The organism is Microbacterium sp. BH-3-3-3 (genome assembly GCF_001792815.1).
Lineage (GTDB): Bacteria > Actinomycetota > Actinomycetes > Actinomycetales > Microbacteriaceae > Microbacterium.
Window position 1 is genome coordinate 1,910,316 of sequence record NZ_CP017674.1, and the last position, 20,126, is coordinate 1,930,441.

Annotated in this window: 18 protein-coding genes and 1 tRNA gene; 15 read left to right on the forward strand and 4 right to left on the reverse strand. The window is 69.7% G+C overall.

What is annotated here, in order from left to right; genetic code table 11:
* Positions 1–42 precede the first annotated feature (42 nt).
* The 4 genes from BJP65_RS08795 to BJP65_RS08810 are packed head-to-tail and all read left to right on the forward strand — an operon-like array spanning position 43 to position 5,035.
* On the forward strand, positions 43–1,500 hold the full coding sequence (locus tag BJP65_RS08795; protein ID WP_070408892.1) for an amidase: 1,458 nt from the start codon (positions 43–45) through the stop codon (positions 1,498–1,500).
* Positions 1,500–2,519 (forward strand): ABC transporter permease, encoded by a 1,020-nt coding sequence (locus BJP65_RS08800; RefSeq protein WP_083285784.1) that lies wholly within the window; start codon positions 1,500–1,502, stop codon positions 2,517–2,519. Before BJP65_RS08795 ends, BJP65_RS08800 begins: the two co-directional genes overlap by 1 nt.
* Positions 2,512–4,194, forward strand: a complete 1,683-nt coding sequence (locus BJP65_RS08805) for a dipeptide/oligopeptide/nickel ABC transporter permease/ATP-binding protein (protein WP_070408893.1) — start codon at positions 2,512–2,514, stop codon at positions 4,192–4,194. Before BJP65_RS08800 ends, BJP65_RS08805 begins: the two co-directional genes overlap by 8 nt.
* Positions 4,187–5,035 (forward strand): ABC transporter ATP-binding protein, encoded by an 849-nt coding sequence (locus BJP65_RS08810; protein ID WP_070408894.1) that lies wholly within the window; start codon positions 4,187–4,189, stop codon positions 5,033–5,035. Before BJP65_RS08805 ends, BJP65_RS08810 begins: the two co-directional genes overlap by 8 nt.
* A 51-nt stretch (positions 5,036–5,086) precedes the next feature.
* On the opposite strand, the gene BJP65_RS08815 is transcribed toward BJP65_RS08810, so the two are convergent.
* Both BJP65_RS08815 and BJP65_RS08820 read right to left on the reverse strand, forming a co-directional pair.
* Positions 5,087–6,070: a PDR/VanB family oxidoreductase gene (locus BJP65_RS08815; protein ID WP_070408895.1), complete on the reverse strand. Its 984-nt coding sequence runs from the start codon at positions 6,068–6,070 to the stop codon at positions 5,087–5,089.
* 1 nt (position 6,071) lies between these two features.
* Positions 6,072–7,181: an aromatic ring-hydroxylating dioxygenase subunit alpha gene (locus BJP65_RS08820; protein ID WP_070408896.1), complete on the reverse strand. Its 1,110-nt coding sequence runs from the start codon at positions 7,179–7,181 to the stop codon at positions 6,072–6,074.
* 89 nt (positions 7,182–7,270) lie between these two features.
* On the opposite strand from BJP65_RS08820, the gene BJP65_RS08825 reads away from it, so the two are divergent.
* Positions 7,271–7,858 (forward strand): PadR family transcriptional regulator, encoded by a 588-nt coding sequence (locus BJP65_RS08825; RefSeq protein WP_070408897.1) that lies wholly within the window; start codon positions 7,271–7,273, stop codon positions 7,856–7,858.
* Between the two features lie 28 nt (positions 7,859–7,886).
* On the opposite strand, the gene BJP65_RS08830 is transcribed toward BJP65_RS08825, so the two are convergent.
* Positions 7,887–8,360: a MarR family winged helix-turn-helix transcriptional regulator gene (locus BJP65_RS08830; protein WP_070408898.1), complete on the reverse strand. Its 474-nt coding sequence runs from the start codon at positions 8,358–8,360 to the stop codon at positions 7,887–7,889.
* Between the two features lie 78 nt (positions 8,361–8,438).
* Between BJP65_RS08830 and BJP65_RS08835 the strand changes: the two genes are divergently transcribed.
* Genes BJP65_RS08835 through BJP65_RS08850 form a run of 4 tightly spaced genes read left to right on the forward strand, consistent with a single transcriptional unit; the run spans position 8,439 to position 12,365 of the window.
* Entirely contained in the window at positions 8,439–9,368 is a 930-nt protein-coding gene (locus BJP65_RS08835) for an SDR family NAD(P)-dependent oxidoreductase (RefSeq protein ID WP_070409923.1), read from the forward strand.
* Between the two features lie 5 nt (positions 9,369–9,373).
* The gene (locus BJP65_RS08840; protein WP_070409924.1) at positions 9,374–10,276 is read left to right on the forward strand and encodes an amidohydrolase family protein; all 903 of its coding nucleotides are present in this window, start codon (positions 9,374–9,376) and stop codon (positions 10,274–10,276) included.
* On the forward strand, positions 10,273–10,725 hold the full coding sequence (locus BJP65_RS08845; protein WP_070408899.1) for a MaoC family dehydratase: 453 nt from the start codon (positions 10,273–10,275) through the stop codon (positions 10,723–10,725). The genes BJP65_RS08840 and BJP65_RS08845 overlap by 4 nt, the downstream gene beginning before the upstream one ends.
* A 59-nt stretch (positions 10,726–10,784) precedes the next feature.
* On the forward strand, positions 10,785–12,365 hold the full coding sequence (locus BJP65_RS08850) for a long-chain fatty acid--CoA ligase (RefSeq protein ID WP_070408900.1): 1,581 nt from the start codon (positions 10,785–10,787) through the stop codon (positions 12,363–12,365).
* Positions 12,366–12,675: 310 nt separating this feature from the next.
* Here the strand turns inward: BJP65_RS08850 and BJP65_RS08855 are convergent.
* Positions 12,676–12,759: transfer RNA gene (locus BJP65_RS08855), tRNA-Leu, on the reverse strand.
* A 154-nt stretch (positions 12,760–12,913) separates the two neighbouring features.
* Here BJP65_RS08855 and BJP65_RS08860 point away from each other — a divergent pair.
* Genes BJP65_RS08860 through BJP65_RS08885 form a run of 6 tightly spaced genes read left to right on the forward strand, consistent with a single transcriptional unit; the run spans position 12,914 to position 20,123 of the window.
* Complete coding sequence (locus BJP65_RS08860; protein ID WP_055832287.1) at positions 12,914–13,651, forward strand: DUF3662 and FHA domain-containing protein; 738 nt, start codon at positions 12,914–12,916, stop codon at positions 13,649–13,651.
* Entirely contained in the window at positions 13,648–14,187 is a 540-nt protein-coding gene (locus BJP65_RS08865; protein ID WP_055935212.1) for an FHA domain-containing protein, read from the forward strand. The genes BJP65_RS08860 and BJP65_RS08865 overlap by 4 nt, the downstream gene beginning before the upstream one ends.
* A 9-nt stretch (positions 14,188–14,196) precedes the next feature.
* Positions 14,197–15,435, forward strand: a complete 1,239-nt coding sequence (locus BJP65_RS08870; RefSeq protein WP_055832291.1) for a PP2C family serine/threonine-protein phosphatase — start codon at positions 14,197–14,199, stop codon at positions 15,433–15,435.
* Entirely contained in the window at positions 15,432–16,832 is a 1,401-nt protein-coding gene (locus BJP65_RS08875; RefSeq protein WP_055832293.1) for an FtsW/RodA/SpoVE family cell cycle protein, read from the forward strand. The genes BJP65_RS08870 and BJP65_RS08875 overlap by 4 nt, the downstream gene beginning before the upstream one ends.
* 49 nt (positions 16,833–16,881) lie before the next feature.
* The gene (locus BJP65_RS08880; protein WP_070408901.1) at positions 16,882–18,336 is read left to right on the forward strand and encodes a penicillin-binding protein 2; all 1,455 of its coding nucleotides are present in this window, start codon (positions 16,882–16,884) and stop codon (positions 18,334–18,336) included.
* Positions 18,333–20,123, forward strand: a complete 1,791-nt coding sequence (locus tag BJP65_RS08885; RefSeq protein WP_070408902.1) for a serine/threonine protein kinase — start codon at positions 18,333–18,335, stop codon at positions 20,121–20,123. Before BJP65_RS08880 ends, BJP65_RS08885 begins: the two co-directional genes overlap by 4 nt.
* Positions 20,124–20,126 lie beyond the last annotated feature (3 nt).

The following is a 20,126-nucleotide window of genomic DNA, read 5'->3' on the forward strand; positions in this document are numbered from 1 at the left end:
GGATGCCGGGCGTCGCTGCCCGGCATCCCGAAAGGACCCATCATGTTCTCCTCCTCCCTCTCCGCCACCGAGCTCGCGCGGCAGATCCGCTCCGGCGAGGTCTCGGCCGTCGAGACCGCCCAGCACTACCTCGACCGCCTCGACGCAGTGAATCCCGAGGTCAACGCCATCGTCTGGATCGACCGCGACGACGTGCTCCGCCGGGCGCGCGAGTCCGACGAGCGCACCCGCCGCGGCGACCACTCGCGCCCCTTCGAGGGCGTGCCGATGCCGATCAAAGACCTCGTCGCGGTGCGCGATCAGCCCCTGACCTACTCGTCGATGTCCGTCGAAGAACGACCGGCGGATGCCAACGAGATCACCGTCGACCTCATCGAAGACGCCGGCTTCGTGCTCTTCGGGCGCTCCAACAGCCCCGAGTTCGGCGCGTTGACGGCGACAGAGAACACCCGCCACGGCAAGACGCGCAACCCGTGGAACCTCGACTTCACCTCGGGCGGATCGTCAGGCGGGGCGTCGGCGGCGGTCGCGGCCGACATCGTGCCGATCGCCAACGCCTCCGATGGTGGAGGGTCCATCCGCGTCCCCTCTGCGGCGACGGGCCTCATCGGCCTGAAGCCCAGCCGCGGACGGATCCCCAACGACGTGCGCGCGTGGGAGCACTCCACGACCGAGGGCGCGATCACCCGCACGATCGAAGACGCGGCGGGCGTCCTCGACGCCCTCGGCCGACTCGACCCGCTGGGGTGGTATTCGGCCCCGGCTCCTGCCCGCCCGTACCTCGAGGAGATCCGCGCCGCGGGTCCGCGCCTGCGCGTCGGCCTGCTGCTCGAGGCCCCGACCGGGGTGGCCGTCGACCCCGAGAACCGCGAGGCCGCCCTCGTCGCCGCCCGCGCCCTCGAAGCGCTCGGCCACCACGTGACGCCCGTGTCGCCGTTCCTCTTCTCGGAGCGCGCCACCCGCGGGTTCGCCGACCTCATCATCAGCGCCTCGACCTGGGCTTCCCCGATCGAGGACGCCGACAAGCTCGAGTCCTACATCCGGTACCGCTACGACCGGGCCGCGTCCTTCCACGCGGGCGAATACGCTGAGATGGCCGCCCTCCTGCAGTGGGAGACGCGCCAGGTGAACGCCCAGTGGGGGCGCGACTTCGACGTGCTGCTCACCCCGACCACGGCCGTCCCCACCCCCCGGGTCGGATCGGTGTACGACGAGGCGAACAACGACCCCGCCGGCGAGCGCCTCACCGAGTTCTCGACGATCTCGTTCACAGCGTTCTGCAACATCGCCGGGCTCCCCGCGATCTCGCTCCCCGTGCACACGGGCGCGAACGGCATGCCCCTCGGCGCACAGCTGGTGGGAGCCCCCTACGACGAGGCGGCCCTGCTGCGCGTGGGCGCGGAACTCGAGCCCGTCTTCGACTGGCAGCACCGTCAGGCGCCCCTCGCGCGCGGTGCCGCCTTCGCCGGAAACGCGTCGACCCGGGTCACCGGCGACTGATGTCGGGCGTCGATCTCTCGGTGATCGCCGAGGCCCCCGCTCCGCCGGTCTGCCGGCGCGGAGGGGGCAGCGGCTGGGGCGCCTTCGCGCTCCGCCGCCTCGGCGGCCTCGTGCTCTCGCTCGGACTGCTGGTGGTGCTGACCTTCCTCATCGTCCCCCTCATCCCGGGAGACCCCGCCGTGGCGATCCTCGGCGCCAACGCCTCTCCCGACGCCGTCGCGGCGCTCCGCGAGCGCTTGCACCTCGACCAGCCGCTGCCGCTGCAGTTCCTCGACTACCTGAGGGGTCTGGCGACCTTCGACCTCGGCCAGAGCTTCCGGTACAACACACCCGTGACCACCACCATCGCGACGAAGCTGCCGTACACCGCGACCACCGCCCTCGGGGCGATCCTGCTCGTCATCGTCATCGCGATCCCGGTCGGCATGACGATCGGCGTGCTCACCCGCAGCGGTCGGCGCCCCTGGCTCGCCGTCGGGTTCGGCACGGTGGCCGGTTTCTTCGCCTCGGTCCCGGCCTATGTCGCCGGCACCCTGCTGGTGGTGGTCTTCGCGATCTGGCTCAAGGTGCTCCCCGCCGGAGGAGCAGCCACCCAGTCCGCCTACGTCCTGCCCATCGTCGCGCTCGCCCTCGGTCCGACCTTCGCCGTCGCCCGCGTGGTGGTGCAGGAGACCTACGCGGTCCTGCAGCAGGACTACATGCGCACCGCGCGCGGGCGTCGCCTCGACGCCGCGCGGCTCTACATCCGCCACGCCCTGCCGAACCTCATGGCCAGCACCCTCACCCTCACCGGCTTGATCCTCGCGAGCATGCTGGGCGGTGCCATCGTCATCGAGACGGTCTTCAGCCTCCCCGGTCTCGGCCTCGAGGTGGTCCAGGCGATCATCTTCCGCGACTTCCCCGTGATCCAGGGGATCGTCCTCACCGTGGGCGCCCTCGCCATCGGCATCAATCTGCTCATCGACGTGATCCTGGGCCTCATCGACCCGCGCACCCTCGGAGGCTCGACGCATGTCTGATCGACGCACCCGCCGCATTCCGGCATCGCTCATCGCCGGGCTCATCATGCTGGGCCTTCTCGTGGTGATCGCCGTGATCGCCCCGATCCTCTGGGGCGCGGCCGCGACGACCGTCACCCCCGACACCCGCTCCGCCCCCTCGGCCGCGCACTGGCTCGGCACCGACGACCTCGGTCGCGACGTGCTCGCGCGCACCCTCGTGGCCACGCGCCTGACCCTGCTGATGGCCGCCGCGGCGACCGCGGGCTCGGTCGTCCTCGGCGTCCTGATCGGTGGTCTCGTGTGGGTCGGCCCCCGCTGGGTGCGCGAGGCGGTGCTGCGCGTGATCGATTCCAGCGTCGCTTTCCCCTCGCTCATCCTCGCCCTCGTCATCGCCGCGATCCTCGGTGCCGGCACCGCCTCGGCGATCGTGGCGATCGCCGTCGCGGGAGTGCCGAGCTTCGCGCGCATCACCTCGAACATGACCGGCGCCGTCGCCAATCGCGACTACGTCGGCACGGCCCGCCTCCTCGGCGTCCCGCGCTTCCGCCTGTTCACCCGCCACCTGCTCCCCAACATCTCGGGGCCGCTGCTCGTGCTCATCGCGTCGAGCTTCGCCCTCACCCTGCTCGACATCTCGAGCCTGTCGTTCGTGGGTCTGGGGGTGCAGAGTCCCGAGTTCGACTGGGGGCGCCTCCTCAACGAGGGACTCCCCGCCGTGTACTCGCAGCCCCTGCAGGTGATGGGCCCCTCGGTCATGCTCGTCTTCGCCGGCGTCGCCGCGATGCTCACCGGCGACGGCCTGGCCGTGTACCTCGACCCCCGCAGTTCCCGCGCGGCCCGATCGACCCTCGGCCCTCGCGCCGCGCGCGGCTCCTCGGCGCGCCCCGACGCGCTCGTCGAGGTCAGGGGCCTCACCGTCCGCGCCCCGAACGGCAAGACGCTGGTCGACGGCATCTCGTTCGAGATCGGGCCGGGTGAGATCCTCGGTCTCGTTGGCGAATCCGGTTCCGGCAAGTCGATGACCGCGATGTCGCTCGCCCGCCTTCAGGCCGACGGAGTGACGGTGGATGCCGAGATCCTCCGCCTCGACGACCTCGACCTCCTCTCGGGCGGCCACCGCTCACGTCTCGCGAAGGAGATCGGACTCGTCTACCAGGACCCTGGCTCGACCTTCAATCCGGCCCTGCGGATGGGGGCCCAGCTCACCGAGGTCGCCCGCGTGCACCTCGGGCTCTCCCGCCGTGCGGCGCGCGACACCCTCAGCGAGGGCCTCGGCGAGATGCGCATCCGCGAACCCGAGAAGGTGATGGGCCAGCACCCCTTCCAGCTCTCGGGCGGAATGCTCCAGCGCGCCGGGATCGCCAGCTCGCTCGTCACCGACCCGAAGCTGCTCATCGCCGACGAGCCCACCACTGCGCTCGATGTCACCGTGCAGGCCGACGTGCTGCGGCAACTTCGCCGCCTGAACCGCGACCACGGCACCGCCGTGCTGTTCATCTCGCACGACATCGGCGTGGTCGAGGCGTTGTGCGACCGCGTGCTCGTGATGCGTACCGGCGAGATCGTCGAGCGTCTGACCGCCGATCAGCTGCGCCGTCGCGAGGTCGAGCACCCGTACACGAGCGCGCTGCTCGCCTCCACCCCGACCCTGAAGACCACGCCCCGCCCCATCGAGGAGCACGACCGTGTCTGACACCTCTCTTCTGCGCATCACCGGTCTCTCCGTCGACCTGGGTCACGGCATCCGGAGCACGCGCGTTCTGCACGATGTGGACCTCGGGGTCGAGCGGGGTCGCACGGTCGGCATCGTCGGCGAGTCGGGCTCGGGCAAGTCGACGCTGGCGAAGACGATCGTCGGGCTCCATCGGGTCGCAGCCGGTTCCGTCGTCTTCGACGGCGTCGAGCTCGCGTCCGCGCCGCGCGCGACCGTGGCCGCGGTGCGGCGGCGTGTGCAGTACGTCCCGCAGGATCCGTACTCCTCGCTCGACCCCCGACGCACGATCGGGCAGACGCTCGCCGAGGCGATCGACCCCGTCGGTGCGCGACAGCGGCGCCACCACGCGCGGATCGTCGAGGTCCTGGCATCCGTCGCTCTGGGGGCGGATGCCGTCGACCGCTACCCCCACGAATTCTCGGGCGGTCAGCGCCAACGCATCGCCATCGCGCGAGCCCTCGCCGTGAACCCCGACGTCATCGTGGCCGACGAGATCACCTCGGCGCTCGACGTCTCGACCCAGGCCGAGATCCTGCGGCTGCTCGAGAAGCTGCAGCGCGAGCGGAACCTCACGATGCTCTTCATCTCGCACAACCTCGCCGTCGTCGAGCAGCTGTGCGACGAGGTGGTCGTGCTGCTGCACGGGGGCATCGTGGAGCAGGGGCCGATCGCCGAGGTGTTCGCGGATCCGCGTGAGGCGTACACGCGGCGGCTCCTCGAGTCGGTGCCCGGCGGGGCGGCATTCGACGTGACGGCGCCGGTGGTCACCGCGGCGGTGCAGACGATGCCCGCTCGAGGACGGCGGCGAGGGTTACGATGACCCGACTGGAAGGTCAGAAGCCGCCGGGTCGAGGCTTCGATCGGATGCCGGTCATGTCGTGACGATGTCGACGACGGCACCGCGTCCCGCGCTCCCCACCACGCGCGAGACGCAGCAGCACATCTTCGAGCGCGCGTCTTTCTGCCGCTCGCTGTAGAACACGTCGCGGTGGTCGATGTCGCCGTCGAGCCCGACGATTCGCACCTCGCACAGGCCGCATTCACCCTTGCGGCAGTCCCAGAGCATGTCGGCACCGGCAGCTTCGAGCGCCTCAAGCATCGACTGGTCGGGGCGCACTCGAGCCTCGAGGCCGGTCGCGGGGATGCGGACCGTGAACTCCTGCGCGTCGAACCACCCGCTGTTGCCGAAGGTCTCCATGCGGAGATCCGCGATGGGGCGGCGACGACTCATCCACTCGCGTCGCACGGCATCCATCAGGCGGATCGGTCCGCAGACGTACACCTCCGTCCCGGGCGCGATGGAGTCGACCAGGTCGGGGATCGACAGCGACGTGCCCTCGTCGCGCACGTGCAGACGCAGCCGCTCGCCGTGCGCCTCGCGCAGGTCTTCGACGTAGGCCATGAGCGGGCGACTGCGACCGGCGTACAGCAGTCGGTAGTCCGCACCGCGAGCCTGCAGACCGGCTGCCATCCCCACCATCGCGGTGATGCCCACGCCCCCGGCGATCAGCACGTAGCGGTCGGCGCCGGGTCTGAGGGGGAAGTCGTTCAGCGGCTGGGTGAGCTCCAGCCGGTCGCCCGGGGCGAGCGCGTTCATGACCGCGGCACCGCCTCGGCTCACGGGGGACGTGTAGACGCTGAGGGCGATGCGGCGCCCGCCGTCGGTGGCATCCACGATCGAATACGACCGGCGGTCGCGCTCGCCCGCGATCGACAGGCGCACATCGACGTGCGCGCCGGGGGTCACCGCGACCGGCTGGTCGACGTCGATCTCGATACGACGGATCTCGGGGGTCAGGGCTCGGGATGCCGCGACGATGCCGCCCTGCCAAGCCTCGCTGCGCGAGACCGCCACCTCAGCGCACCACCTGGGCGCCCGCGCGCGGGGCCGGGGCATGATCGCGGCCTTCGGCGAGCAGCATCCGCTCGAGGATCCGGCGCACCCACATGCCGCCGGCGTCGATGTTCAGGCTGTAGAACTCGTAATCGGGATTGGCGTCGATAGCGGCCTGCTGAGCGGCGAGCATCGCCTCGTCTTCGCCGAACACTCCGTGCACGCCGTCGCGCAGCTGCGTCGTGATGAGCTGGCTGTCGAGGCGGTAATTGCGCTGGAACGACCAGAAGTAGTGGCTCGAGCGCGCGGTCTCGGGCGTGATGGTGTTCATCACGTAGCCGTTGACACCCTGAGACCGGTCACCCTCCGGCGCACCCGTGCCGGCCTTGGCGACGCCCACATCGATGCAGATCGTCGAGGGGGCCTCGAAGTGGATGATCTGCCAGCGGTCGACCCGCCCCTCGAAGCCGGGGAAGCGATCGCGCATGTTCTTCAGCCAAAATGGCGGCGCCTCGATGTCGTGCATCCAGCGTTCGACCGTCACGGTGGTGTCGGTGTGGCTGGTGACGAACTCGCTCTCGCTGAGCTCCTTCTGGCCGATGCTGCTCGAGTGCACGAACTCCTCGTGGGTGAGGTCCATCAGGTTGTCGAGCACGAGCTGGTAGTTGCACGGAGCGTGGATGGTGAGGCCGTCGCCGGTCCACGCGGCATCCGTCATCTGGTGCATGTCGGGAATGAGGTCGGGGTCGGCCAGCGCCGGGTCGCCCACCCAGACCCACACGTAGCGGTAGCGGTCGACCACGGGGAACGAAGGCACGAGCGCGCTGGGGTTGACCGTCTCCTGGGCGGGCATGGAGGTGCAGCGGCCCCGGGCGTCGTAGGTGATGCCGTGGTAGGGGCAGCGGATGTCTTCGGGGCCGACCAGAGCGCCTTGTGACAGCGGTGCGAGGCGGTGCCAGCAGGCATCCGCCAGGGCGACGGCCCGACCGTCCTCCGTCCGGTAGAGCGCGAGGGGCCGGCCCGCGACAGTGCGGGCCAGGATCTTCTTGCGGCCCACCTCGTGGTCCCAGGCGGCGACGTACCAGGCGTTGCGCGGGTGGTCGAGAAGCTTCGCCGTCACTGTCTGCTGCATGGGACCCCTTCGTCCAATAACTATCTCAATAGGTATAGAGGAGAAGATACGGTGGATGCCGAGTACTCGCAAGCATTCGAGGAGGCGCGATGAGCCTGAGATACGCCCTCCTGGCGCTGCTGACGGCGCAACCCATGACCGGATACGACCTCGCGAAGGCGTTCCACGTCTCGGTCGGTCATGTGTGGCACGCCCCCGATTCGCAGATCTACCCCGAGCTCAAGCGGATGGTCGCCGACGGACTGCTCGTCGACGAGGCCGTGCCGTGGGGACCGACCTCCACGAAAACGCAGTACAGCGTCACCGACGACGGCCTCGACGCGTTCCGTGCCTGGATGAACGAGCCCATCGAGTACGCCCGAGAACGCGACCCGGCGCACCTGCGCGCCGCCTACTTCGAGTGGGCCGACCCCGACGCCGCCCGCAGGCACCTCAAGGGGCACATCGCCCAGTACGAGGTACGCCGCGTGCAGTGGCAGGCCCAGCTCGACTCCATCCGGCGGCGTTCGCACCCGATCCTCGCGCGCCGGCTCGAGACCGATACCGACCACGACCCGGAGGCGGTCGTGGCCTTCAAGGTCTTCACTTACGAGGGATTCCTCGACAGAGCCGAGGGCGAGATCGCCTGGGCACGGCGCGGTCTCGAACTGCTCGACCGCCTGCACCCCCGCGCCTGAGCGGCGCCCGCCTCGCCGGCCGGCGCCGTCAGTCCTCGTCGGGGAAGGCGACCACTCGCAGCAGGCGCGCCAACTCGGCGCGGTCGACACTCGAGAGCCCGACGTGGGCTCGTCGCTCCCCCGCTTCGACATCGGCCTGCGCGCGTCGGTAGAGCGAGCGACCGGCGAGGGTCGCGGACACGACGTTCGCGCGTCGATCGCGCGGGTCGGGCTCGCGCGCGACGAGTCCGCGACGCTCGAGGTCGTCGATCAGGGCGACCACCTGACTCGGGTCCAGACGCAGGAAGGCGGCCAGTTCGCGCTGCGACGGCCGGCCGCCCGTGACGGCGAGCGCCAGCACCGAATACGAGCGCACCTTCAGCTCGTGCGCCGCGAGCGCCGCGTTGCCGACCGCCTGCGACACGGCCGAGGCGCGCGCCAGCAGGAAGCCGAGGTCGTCGGCGAGGGGAGCGTGCTCCAGGCGCGAGGCCTCGGCGGGCTCACCGGAGGGCACAGTGGTCATGCGGACAGTGTAGCGAAGACCAATCATTGACATTTTCAACGAAAGAGTGTCACGATGTCCCCGATCGAAGGAGTCACCATGACGCTCACCGGCAAAGTTGCCATCGTCACCGGTTCGGGTCGCGGCCTGGGCCTCGCCTACGCCCAGGAACTGTCCCGCCAGGGCGCGGCCGTCGTCATCAACGACGTGGACGCCGCCACTGCCGATGCCGCGGTGAAGACAATCGTCGACGCGGGCGGCCAGGCGGTCGCGGTGGTCGCGCCGGTCGGTCCGACCGAGACCGCCGACGCGCTCGTCGCGGCGGCCGTCGACACCTTCGGCCGTCTCGACATCCTCGTCACCAATGCCGGGGTGCTGCGCGACACCGTGCTGTGGAAGATGAGCGACGACGACTTCGACACCGTCATCGGCGTGCACCTGCGCGGAACCTTCACCACGGTGCGCGCCGCGGCGACGTACATGCGGCAGAATGAGATCGCCGGCCGCATCATCTGCATCGGCTCGCCCACCGGTCAGCGCGGCAACTTCGGCCAGACCAACTACGCCGCGGCCAAGGCGGGCATCGTCGGGATGGTGCGCACCTGGGCCCTCGAACTGAAGAAGGCCGGCATCGCCGTCAACGCGGTCATCCCGGTCGCAGCCACGGCGATGACCGCGACGGTGCCCTACTTCGCCGCGGCCGTCGAGGCCGAGGCTGCGAGCGAGCCCATGCCCGCGTTCTTCCGACACGACCTGGGCTTCGGCACCTCGGACGACGTCGCGGGACTCATCGCCTTCCTCGCCTCCGATGCGGCAGCCGGGGTGAGCGGCCAAGCGATCGGCATCGGCGGCGATCGCCTGCAGCTGTGGTCGCACCCCGAGCCCGTCGCCACGGCCTACCGCGAGAGCGGTTGGAGCGCCGAGTCCCTCGCCGCGGGCTTCGCCGAGGCCATCGGCGACCTGCAGAGCGTGGGCGAGCGCTTCCCCGCCCTCCCCGTCGAGCTCCAGCGCCCCGTCCCCACCGCGTGACGTCCGTGACTCGCTACGAACCCGCCATCGATGTCGGGGCGCTGACGGCGATCGACGTGCACGTGCACGTCGAGATCGACGGGCACGGGCATTCCTCGCTCCCCGATGACCTCGCCGCGGCCGCGAGTCGCTATTTCTCCACCGATGCCGCGCGTCCCGACCTCGACAGCATCGCCGCGTATTACCGCGAACGCTCGATGGCCGCGGTGGTCTTCACGGTGGATGCCGAGAGCAACCTCGGCCACCCGCCCCTCTCGAGCGCCGACATCGCCGAGGGCGCAGCCCGCCACAACGACGTGCTCATCCCGTTCGGCTCCGTCGACCCGAACCGCGCCGATGCGGTGGACCGCGCGCAGCGCCTCATCGAGGAGTCGGGCGTGCGGGGCTTCAAGTTCCACCCCACCGTGCAGAGATTCGACCCGAGCGACGAACGGCACTATCCCCTTTACGAGGCGCTCCAATCGGCGGGGGTCGTCGCCCTGTTCCACACCGGTCAGACGGGTATCGGCGCGGGGATGAGGGGCGGCCGGGGCCTACGTCTGGGACTCTCGAACCCCATCCTGCTCGACGGCGTCGCGGCCGACTTCGGCGACCTGCAGATCATCATGGCCCACCCCTCGGTGCCGTGGCAGGACGAAGCGATCTCGGTCGCCACCCACAAGCACAACACCTGGATCGACCTGTCGGGCTGGAGCCCGAAGTACTTCCCCGCACAGCTCGTGCGCGCTGCGAACTCGTTCCTGAAGGGCCGCGTGCTCTTCGGGTCCGACTTCCCGTTGCTCACGCCCGACCGCTGGCTGCACGACGTCGAGCAGACCACCCTCAAGCCCGAGGTCATGCCCGGCATCCTCCGCGACAACGCCGCGCGCCTGCTCGGTCTGACCACCCCCTCCAAGGAGCACTCATGAGCACCACCGTCTCGTACGACGACATCGCCGGCCTCACCGGCACCGATCTCGGCTGGTCGGAGTGGCTCGAGATCACCCAGGATCGCGTGAACCTCTTCGCCCACGCCACCGACGACCACCAGTGGATCCACACCGACCCCGAGCGCGCGAAGGACGGCCCTTTCGGCGGGGCCATCGCCCACGGATTCCTGAGCCTGTCGCTCGCGGTGAACTTCTGGACCGAACTGCTCGACGTCACCGGTGTGACCACCAAGGTCAACTACGGTCTCGACAAGGTGCGGTTCATCTCACCCGTGAAGGTCGGAGCCCACGTGCGCATGAACGCCGTCATCGCCGAGGTCACAGAGATCGCCGGGGGCTACCAGCTCACCGTCGACCAGACGATCGAGATCGACGGCGGCGGCAAGCCCGCCGTCGTCGCCCGCGGCCTGTACCGCTTCTACGCCTGAGTGGGAGGGGCCTCGACCCCTCCCACATCCACCCCGCACCCTCGACGAAGAGAACGCGCATGAGAACCCAAGGTCTCGGAGCCTGGCTCCCCCGCCGGCTCCTCCGCTCCCCCGACAAGGCCGCCGTCGTCTACGGCGAGGACCAGCGCCTGACCTACGGCCGGCTCGCCGACGCCGCCGAGGCGTTCTCGGCCGTGCTCGTCTCGCGCGGGATCGGGGCGGGCGACGCGGTCGCCTACCTCGGCGAGAACAGCCCCGATTTCCTCATCGCGCTGTTCGGCACCGTCCGGATCGGCGCCGTCTTCGTGCCGGTGAACACGCGACTCGCCGGGCGCGAGATCGCCCATGTGCTCACCGACAGCGCCGCACGGGTGCTCGTGCACGATCCGAGCTTCGACGACCGTCTCGACGCCCTCCCCTCCCTCGAGCACGTGCCGCCGCGCATCCGCACCGGCGCGTTCGGACGCCACGGGGAGCCGGGCTTGTCCCGACTGCTGGATGCCGCGGGGCCCGCGCCCGGACTCGTCGTCGCCGACCCCGACACCCCCGCCGCGATCGTCTACACCTCCGGAACGACCGGACGGCCGAAGGGCGCCGTGCTGACGCACGACAACCTCACGGCGGTCGCGGTCAACACCATCGTCGACTACGACGTGGTTTCCGACGATGTCGCTCTGATGATCTCGCCCCTGTTCCACGTGGCATCCCTCGGCATGGGAGCCCTCCCCGTCGTCTTGAAGGGCGCGACGCTCGTGCTCGAGAAGGGCTTCGACGCGGGACGCGCCCTCGACCTCGTCGAGCGCCACCGCGTGACGATGATCTCGGGCGTCCCCACGACATTCCAGCTCATGGCCGACCACCCCGCGTGGGAGGACGCCGACGTGTCGAGCCTGCGCACCCTCACCTGCGGCGGATCCGCCGTTCCCGATCGAATCCTGAGCGCCTGGGAGGCGCGCGGACTCTCTTTCTCGCAGGGGTACGGCATGACCGAGACCTCCCCCGGCGCCACCTCTCTGGGCTCACACATGACGAGGTTGAAGCAGGGCAGCGTCGGGCTGCCGCACTTCTTCACCGATGTGCGCGTGGTCGACGAGCAGCAGCGGCCGGTCCCGACCGGCACTGTCGGCGAGATCCAGATCAGCGGGCCGAACGTGTTCGCCGGGTACCACGGGCTCGACGAAGCCACTCTCGCCGCGAAGACCGACGACGGCTGGTTCCGCTCCGGCGACCTGGGCTACCTCGACCGCGACGGATATCTGTTCGTGAGCGGCCGCTCGAAAGACATGATCATCTCGGGCGGCGAGAACGTCTACCCCGCCGAGGTGGAGTCGCTCATCGCGGATCTGCCGGGCGTCACGGGGGTCGCGGTCATCGGCATCCCGGACGACCGCTGGGGAGAGGTGCCTCTCGCGGTGGTCACCATCGCCCCCGGAGCGCAGATCGACACCGCCGCCGTCCGCGCGCACCTCGACGGCCAGGTGGCCCGCTACAAGCTGCCGAAGGACGTCGTGATCGTCGATGCCCTCCCCCGCACGGCGTCGGGCAAGGTGCAGAAAGAGGAGCTTCGATCACGTTTAGGCCGGAGCGGGGACGAGCTTGCAAACGTACCGAACAAAGATCGGGGAGGCACTCTTCGGTGATTCTGGACAGAACCGTGTGACGCATCTGGAACCGCATGACGCATCCGCCCGTGGAGGTGACATCTTGATGACGCACGCCAGCAGATCGACCCCGACCCCCGGGTCAGCCTGCGTGGGAATGCGTCCGGGGTCCCGACGTGGAGACGGAGCAGCCGCGCGTTTCGCACCCACCGTCGCGCGGCGGTGTCCACCGCGATCGCGGGTTTGCGGGCACGAACGAAGGAGCCGGTTGGTGCTTTGCGGCACCAACCGGCTCCTTCGTTGTTTTTCCAGACACTTGGGCCGTATTTTTCCAAACAGACCCGTTGTGTGCGCGAGGGGGGACTTGAACCCCCACGCCCGTGAAGGCACTGGCACCTGAAGCCAGCGCGTCTACCTATTCCGCCACTCGCGCGTGCGCGGCATCCAGGATGCCACGCGACCAACTTCCCGAGAATATCACGGTCGCGCCCGCACGACGAAACGCGGGCCCCGAGAGGCGCGTCCATGACCTGTACAGCAGCCCTGGCTACGATGTGCCTACTGGTCTGCCTGCCTGAAGGAGTCTTGTGGGACTACTCGACAGTTTCGAGAAGGGTCTCGAACGCGCCGTCAACGGTGCGTTCGCGAAGACCTTCCGCAGCGGCATCCAGCCGGTGGAGATCGCATCCGCCCTCCGCAGCGAGCTCGACAAGAAGGCCGTCGTGGTCACCCGCGACCGCATCCTGGCGCCCAACTCGTTCTCGGTGCGCCTCTCTCCCGCCGACGACGAGAAGATGAGCGCGCTCGGGTCGACCCTGGTCACCGAACTCGACACCCTGGTCAAGAAGCACGCGCGCACGCAGGGGTACTCCTTCGCCGGGCCCGTCGCCATCTCGATCGAGCGAGACGGGTCGCTGTCCACCGGCACCCTGCGCGTCGACTCGCAGACCACCGAGGGCCAGGTCGCGTGGCGCGGCGTCGTCGACATCGACGGCAAGCGTCATCCGCTCTCCTCGGCCCGCACGGTCATCGGGCGCGGGAGCGACGCCGACATCACCATCCCCGACGCCGGCACGAGCCGCAAGCACGTGGAGATCCTCTGGGACGGCGAGCGCGCGATGGTCCGTGACCTCGGTTCCACCAACGGCACCACGCTCAACGGCCACAAGGTCACCGAGGCCGCTCTGCCGCCCGATTCGACGATCTCGATCGGTCGGACCAATATCGTGTTCCGAGTGGTGGCGCAGGCGCAGCCGCCGCGGCGCCCCTCGGCGTCCGACGCCACGCGCATCTTCGACGTCCGGGAACGGGGACCCCTTTCATGAGTCAGCTGACTCTTCTCCTGCTGCAGGGCGGGTTCCTCGTGCTCCTGTGGTTCTTCGTCTTCGGGGTGGTCTACTCGCTGCGCGCCGACCTGTTCGGCGTGAAGGTGCGAAAGCTCCCCGAGCCGGTCGCCGCAGCGGCTCCGGCGGCTGCGGCCCCCACCGCCTCGCCCGACGCGGTCACCACCCAGGTCAAGCGTCCCGCGGCACCGGTCCCCGCACCGGCCGGGGGCCTCGCCACCACCGCGAGCGTCTCGCGCATCGTCATCACGAGCGGTCCGAAGGCGGGCCTCGAGCTGCCCCTGGGCACCGAGCCCCTCACGATCGGCCGCTCGAGCGAATCGGGCCTCGTCGTGCGCGACGACTACACCTCCAGCCACCACGCGCGTCTCGTGCTGTGGGGGGAGCAGTGGATGCTGCAGGACCTCGACTCCACGAACGGCACCTCCCACGACGGTGTGCGCGTGGCCTCCCCGGTCCAGGTCAAGGTCGGGGCACCGATCAAGGTGGGCGCCACGACCTTCGAGTTGAGGAAGTAACCCTCCTCCATGGTCTTCCAGGGCTCGAGCGTCGCCATCTCCCACACGGGCAAGGTGCGCTCCAACAACCAGGACTCCGGCTACGCCGGGTCCAATCTCTTCGTGGTCGCCGACGGTATGGGCGGCCACGCGGGCGGTGACGTCGCCTCGAGCCTCGCGATCCACCGTCTCACCGACCTCGATCAGCCCTTCACGACGCCGTCCGAGGCCGAGCACGCGATCCGCGACGCTCTGGCCGACACCGCCGCCGAGCTGATCGACACCGTCGCCCGCCGACCCGAGCTGGCCGGCATGGGAACCACCGTCAGCGCGCTCGTGATGGTCGACGCCTACGCCGTCATCGGGCACATCGGCGACTCGCGCATCTACCTCTACCGCGACGACACGCTCACCCAGATCACCGCCGACCACACCTTCGTGCAGCGCCTCGTCGACTCGGGCCGCATCACGCCCGAAGAGGCGCGGTACCACCCGCGCCGCTCGGTGCTCATGCGCGTTCTCGGCGACATGGACCCCGACCCCGAGGTCGACACGTTCATCATGCCGACGCAGGACGGCGACCGGTGGCTGCTGTGCTCCGACGGCCTGTCGGGCGTCGTCGACGACCCGCACACCGCGCGCACCCTCGGCCTGGGCCTGCCGCCGGGGCGCACCGCCGATGCCCTGCTGAAGCAGGCGCTCGACGGCGGAGCACCCGACAACGTCACGGTCGTGCTCGTCGACGTCGGCGGACAGCACCCCGTGTTCATCGGCACTCCCACGATCGTCGGATCCGCCTCGAACCCGAGCGGTGTCGTCGTTCCCGCCGCGCGTCCGGGTCGCTCGGGGTGGCTGCACCCCGCCCGACAGGCGGCCAACGAGCCCACGCACTTCGAACCCGCGGCCGAGTTCCTCGAGGAGCTCATCGAAGAAGACCGTCGCCGCGCCCGCCGTCGTCGACTGGGCTGGCTCGCCGCCCTGCTCATCGTGCTGGCGGGGATCGGCGTCTCGCTGTTCGCGGGGTACAACTGGACGCAGACGCGCTACTACGTCGGCGCCGATGAGAACTCCGTGGTCATCTACCGCGGCATCCAGCAGTCCATCGGCCCGGTCTCGCTGTCGACCGTCTACGAAGACACCAACATCGTGCTGGCCGATCTGTCCGACTTCGACCGGCAGACCGTCGAGGCCACCATCTCGGCACGATCGCTCTCCGATGCCGAGCTGATCGTCGACCGGCTGCGCCCGACCGAGGAGGCCGGCGGATGACCGATCAGAAGCTCACCCGCGGTGAGGCCGTCTCGACCGACACCGCCGTTATGCGCGCGCTGAAGAAGATCCGAGTCCCCGCCACGCAGCGCAACCGCGAGCTGGGCCTGCTGGTCTTCGCCGTCGCCGTCTACGGTTCGGCCGTCGCCCTCGTGCAGCTGGGCGTGAACGGTACCGTCGACCCGGCCTTCCTCCTGTTGGCGGGCGTTCCCGCGTTCCTCGCCCTCGTGATGCACGTCGTCCTGCGCCTGCGTGCCCGCGACGCCGACCCGTTCGTGCTGCCGATCGCGACCGTGCTCACGGGCCTCGGCATCGCGATGATCTACCGCATCGACCTGGCCGACGAGGCGAGCGGATGGGATGCCACGGGCAACCGCCAGATCGCCTGGGCGGTCATCGCGATGGTCATCGCCCTGGCCGTGCTGATCTTCGTGCGCAACTACCGCGTGCTGTTCCGCTACACCTATCTCTTCGGTCTCGTCGGCATCCTGCTGCTGCTGCTGCCGTTCGTGCCGGGCCTGGGCACCGACCAGAACGCCGATGTCTGGGTCTCGCTCGGCTTCGTGTCGTTCCAGCCGGGCGAGCTGGCGAAGATCTGCCTCGCGATCTTCTTCGCCGGCTACCTCGTGCGCACCCGCGAGAGCCTCACCTCCACCGGCACGCGCTTCCTCTTCATGACCTGGCCGCGCGCCCGCGAGCTCGGACCCGTGCTGATCATCTGGCTGGTCTCGCTCGGCATCATCGTCCTGCAGCGCGACCTCGGCACGGGGCTGCTGATCTTCGGCATGTTCGTCGCCATGCTCTACGTCGCCACGGGCAAGACGAGCTGGGTGTTCATCGGTCTCGTGCTCGTCGGCGTCGGCGCGTTCCTGGCATCCCGGTTCCTCCCGTACGTGAACGGGCGCTTCGCCAACTGGCTGAACGCGTTCGACCCCGAGGTCGTCAACCGCGACGGCGGCAGCTACCAGCTCGTGCAGGGCATCTTCGGCCTGTCGCACGGAGGACTGTTCGGCACGGGCCTCGGTCAGGGGCGGCCCTACATCACGCCGCTGTCGCAGAGCGACTACATCGTGCCCAGCCTCGGCGAAGAACTGGGCCTCGTCGGCCTGTTCGCGATCCTCGCGCTGTACATGGTGTTCGCCAGCCGCGGCGTGCGCGTGGGGCTCGCCGGTCAGGACGACTTCGGCAAGCTGCTCGCCACGGGCTTCTCGTTCACGATCGCCCTGCAGGTGTTCATCATGGTCGGCGGCGTGACGCGCGTCATCCCGCTCACCGGCCTCACCACCCCGTTCCTCGCGGCGGGTGGCTCCTCGCTCATCGCCAACTGGATCATCGTCGCGTTCCTCCTGCGCATCTCGGATGCCGTCCGCAGCCGCCCGCGAGTGGTGATCGGCTGATGGCCCCGATGACCCCGCGCCCCGGCGCCCCGATCTCGAAGGAGGCACCGTGACCAAAGAACTCCGACGCCTCAGCATCGTGATGCTCGCGATGTTCATCGCCCTGTTCGCCTCGACCAGTGTCATCCAGGTCGTGCAGGCGAACGACCTGACCAACACCACCGGCAACACGCGTGCGCTGTACGACTCGTACCAGATCCAGCGCGGATCGATCATCGCCAGCGGCACGGCCATCGCCTCGTCGGTGCCGTCCGACGACGTCTACAGCTGGCAGCGCCAGTACGCGGATGCCGAGATGTGGGCCCCCGTGACCGGCTACATGAACCCCGTGCTCGACGCCAAGACGCAGATCGAATCCGCTGAGAACAGCGTGCTGAGCGGCTCGGACTCGAACCAGTTCTTCTCGCGCATCGACCGTGCGATCACGGGCCAGGCCCCGCGCGGCTCGAACGTGGAGCTCTCTCTCGACGCGAACGTGCAGAGGGCGGCGTGGGACGCCCTCGGCGACCAGCAGGGTGCCGTCGTCGCAATCGAGCCGTCGACGGGCCGCATCCTCGCCATGGTGTCCAAGCCCGGGTACGACACGAACGTCCTCGCCTCGCACGACACGGATGCCGTGAACGCGGCGTACGACCAGCTCGTCGCCGACTCGTCGCGCCCCCTCGACAACCGCGCCATCGGCGGCAACCTCAACCCTCCGGGGTCGACGTTCAAGCTGGTCGTCGCCTCGGCTGCCCTGGCATCCGGGCGCTACACCCCCGACTCCGCCTTCCCCAACCTCGCCGCGTACACGCTGCCGCAGTCGACCAACGTCGTCAGCAACGCGGGCGGCGGAACGTGCGGCGGCGGGGACACCGTCACGATCGCGACCGCCCTGCGCCTGAGCTGCAACATCCCGTTCGCCGAGCTCGCGGTCGACCTGGGCGACGACGCGATCCGCGCCGAGGCCGAGAAGTACGGCTTCAACGCGCAGTTCACGATGCCGCTGGAGTCCACGGCATCCACCTACCCCTCTTCGCCCAACGCCCCGCAGACCGCGCTCAGCGGCTTCGGACAGGGCGACGTGCGCGCGACGCCCCTGCAGATGGCCATGGTCTCGGCGGGTATCGCCAACGGCGGTGTCGTGATGAACCCGCGCATGGTGGACCGGGTCATCGAGCCCAACCTGTCCGTCAAGGACGAGAGCAGCAGCAGCGAGTTCGGTCGTGCCCTCGAGAGCACCATCGCCGCGCAGATGGTCACCATGATGACGGCGAACGTCCAGGACGGCGCCGCATCGAATGCAAGAATAGACGGGGTTCAGGTGGCGGGTAAGACCGGCACCGCGGAGAACGATTCCCGTCCCTACACTCTCTGGTTCACCGGTTTCGCCCCGGCGGACGACCCCCAGGTCGCCGTCGCCGTGGTGGTCGAAAACGGTGGAGGCCAGGGGCAGAGCGGGAGCGGCAACGAGATCGCCGCCCCGATAGCGAAGAAGGTCATGGAGGCGGTGCTGGGTAAATGAGACCGACACAAGGTGTGACCTTCGGCGGGCGGTACGAGCTCGATTCGCGGATCGCGATCGGCGGCATGGGCGAGGTCTGGGAAGCCAACGACCACGTCATCGGACGTACCGTTGCCATCAAGATCCTCAAAGACGAATACATGGGCGACCCCGGGTTCCTCGAGCGCTTCCGCGCCGAGGCCCGTCACGCGGCCCTCGTCAACCACGAGGGCATCGCGAGCGTCTTCGACTACGGCGAAGAAGACGGCAGCGCCTTCCTCGTGATGGAGCTCGTCCCCGGCGAGGCCCTCTCGACCATCCTCGAGCGCGAGGGGTCCCTGTCGACCGACAAGACGCTCGACATCGTCGCCCAGACGGCCGCGGCCCTGCAGGCGGCTCACGCCGCCGGCCTCGTGCACCGCGACATCAAGCCGGGCAACCTGCTGATCACGCCCGACGGGCGCGTGAAGATCACCGACTTCGGCATCGCCCGCATCGCCGACCAGGTGCCGCTGACCGCGACCGGCCAGGTCATGGGCACGGTGCAGTACCTCTCGCCCGAGCAGGCGTCGGGTCACCCCGCGTCGCCCGCGACCGACACCTACTCGCTCGGCATCGTCGCGTACGAATGCCTGGCCGGTAAGCGCCCCTTCACGGGCGAGTCGCAGGTCGCGATCGCCATGGCGCAGATCAACGAGCAGCCCGCACCCCTGCCGCCCACGGTGGCCGTGCCGGTGCAGAACCTCGTCATGGCGATGATCGCCAAGAAGCCCGATGACCGACCGGCCTCCTCGGCCGCGGTCTCGCGCGCCGCCACCGCCCTCCGCCGCGGCGATCTCGTCGCGGCTGCCGCAGCGGTCCCGGCCATCGCCGCGGGTGCCGCCGTCGCCGACGACGCGACGCAGCTGCTCACGGCGGGGCAGACCTCCGCGGCGACGCGCCTGCTGCCGTCAGCCGGAGCGGGAGCGGCGGCGACGTCGCTCCTCACCGAGGAGCACACCGAAGAAGACGTGCAGCCGCAGAAGAAGGCGCGGAGCCGCTGGACGTGGCCGCTCGTCGCCCTCATCGCCCTGCTCGCGCTGATCCTCGGCGCCACCGTCGTCGGTCTGCTGTCGAACCAAGACGCCCCGGCGCCCGCGCCCACCAGCGCCGCACCTTCGGCGTCGACGCCCGCACCAGCGCCGTCGACCCCCTCGCCGACCCCGAGCCCGACCACCACGCGTGTCGAGGTGGCGTCTCTCGGCCTGAACGGCAAGACCTGCGATGACGCGCGCGCCATCCTCGAGTCCAACGGTCTCGTGGCCGACTGCCGCGTCGGCAACGCCGCGACCACCACGGCCGATGTCGGTCTCATCTACGACGTCAACCCGACCGGTCGCGTCGACGAGGGCACGACGATCACCGTCACGACCTACGCCGATGAGACGCCGCTGACCGCGCCCGGTACCCCGACCCTCCCCGGGTCGACGGTGACCGCCGGCGCCGACGTGCAGGTCTCGTGGCAGCAGTACACCTGCCCCTCCGGCACCGGATCGGTCGCGTCGTACAACTTCACCGCCGTCAACGGCACGTTCGACACCAACGGGCAGTCCACGGCGTCGTTCGAGCCCGACGCGCGCACCGCGTCGCTGAAGGTCAGCAACTCCGTGGGTCAGACCCTGCGGGTGACCTACACCGTCAGCTGCTCGGGCACGGATCGTACGGCCGGGCCCTCGGGCGAGGCGTCCGCGAGCATCACCGGCGGCAACACCCCGAGCCCCACGATCACGGGTAACGGCGGCAACAACGGCAGCAACACCAAGCCCTGACCT

Excerpts from the sequence above, each read along its gene's own strand:
- BJP65_RS08850 (WP_070408900.1), top strand. The coding sequence starts at position 10,785 with ATGAGAACCCAAGGTCTCGGAGCCTGGCTCCCCCGCCGGCTCCTCCGC.
- BJP65_RS08885 (WP_070408902.1), top strand. The coding sequence starts at position 18,333 with ATGAGACCGACACAAGGTGTGACCTTCGGCGGGCGGTACGAGCTCGAT.
- BJP65_RS08865 (WP_055935212.1), top strand. The coding sequence starts at position 13,648 with ATGAGTCAGCTGACTCTTCTCCTGCTGCAGGGCGGGTTCCTCGTGCTC.
- BJP65_RS08870 (WP_055832291.1), top strand. The coding sequence starts at position 14,197 with ATGGTCTTCCAGGGCTCGAGCGTCGCCATCTCCCACACGGGCAAGGTG.
- BJP65_RS08835 (WP_070409923.1), top strand. The coding sequence starts at position 8,439 with ATGACGCTCACCGGCAAAGTTGCCATCGTCACCGGTTCGGGTCGCGGC.
- BJP65_RS08845 (WP_070408899.1), top strand. The coding sequence starts at position 10,273 with ATGAGCACCACCGTCTCGTACGACGACATCGCCGGCCTCACCGGCACC.
- BJP65_RS08820 (WP_070408896.1), bottom strand. The coding sequence starts at position 7,181 with ATGCAGCAGACAGTGACGGCGAAGCTTCTCGACCACCCGCGCAACGCC.
- BJP65_RS08805 (WP_070408893.1), top strand. The coding sequence starts at position 2,512 with ATGTCTGATCGACGCACCCGCCGCATTCCGGCATCGCTCATCGCCGGG.
- BJP65_RS08800 (WP_083285784.1), top strand. The coding sequence starts at position 1,500 with ATGTCGGGCGTCGATCTCTCGGTGATCGCCGAGGCCCCCGCTCCGCCG.
- BJP65_RS08825 (WP_070408897.1), top strand. The coding sequence starts at position 7,271 with ATGAGCCTGAGATACGCCCTCCTGGCGCTGCTGACGGCGCAACCCATG.
- BJP65_RS08875 (WP_055832293.1), top strand. The coding sequence starts at position 15,432 with ATGACCGATCAGAAGCTCACCCGCGGTGAGGCCGTCTCGACCGACACC.
- BJP65_RS08795 (WP_070408892.1), top strand. The coding sequence starts at position 43 with ATGTTCTCCTCCTCCCTCTCCGCCACCGAGCTCGCGCGGCAGATCCGC.
- BJP65_RS08830 (WP_070408898.1), bottom strand. The coding sequence starts at position 8,360 with ATGACCACTGTGCCCTCCGGTGAGCCCGCCGAGGCCTCGCGCCTGGAG.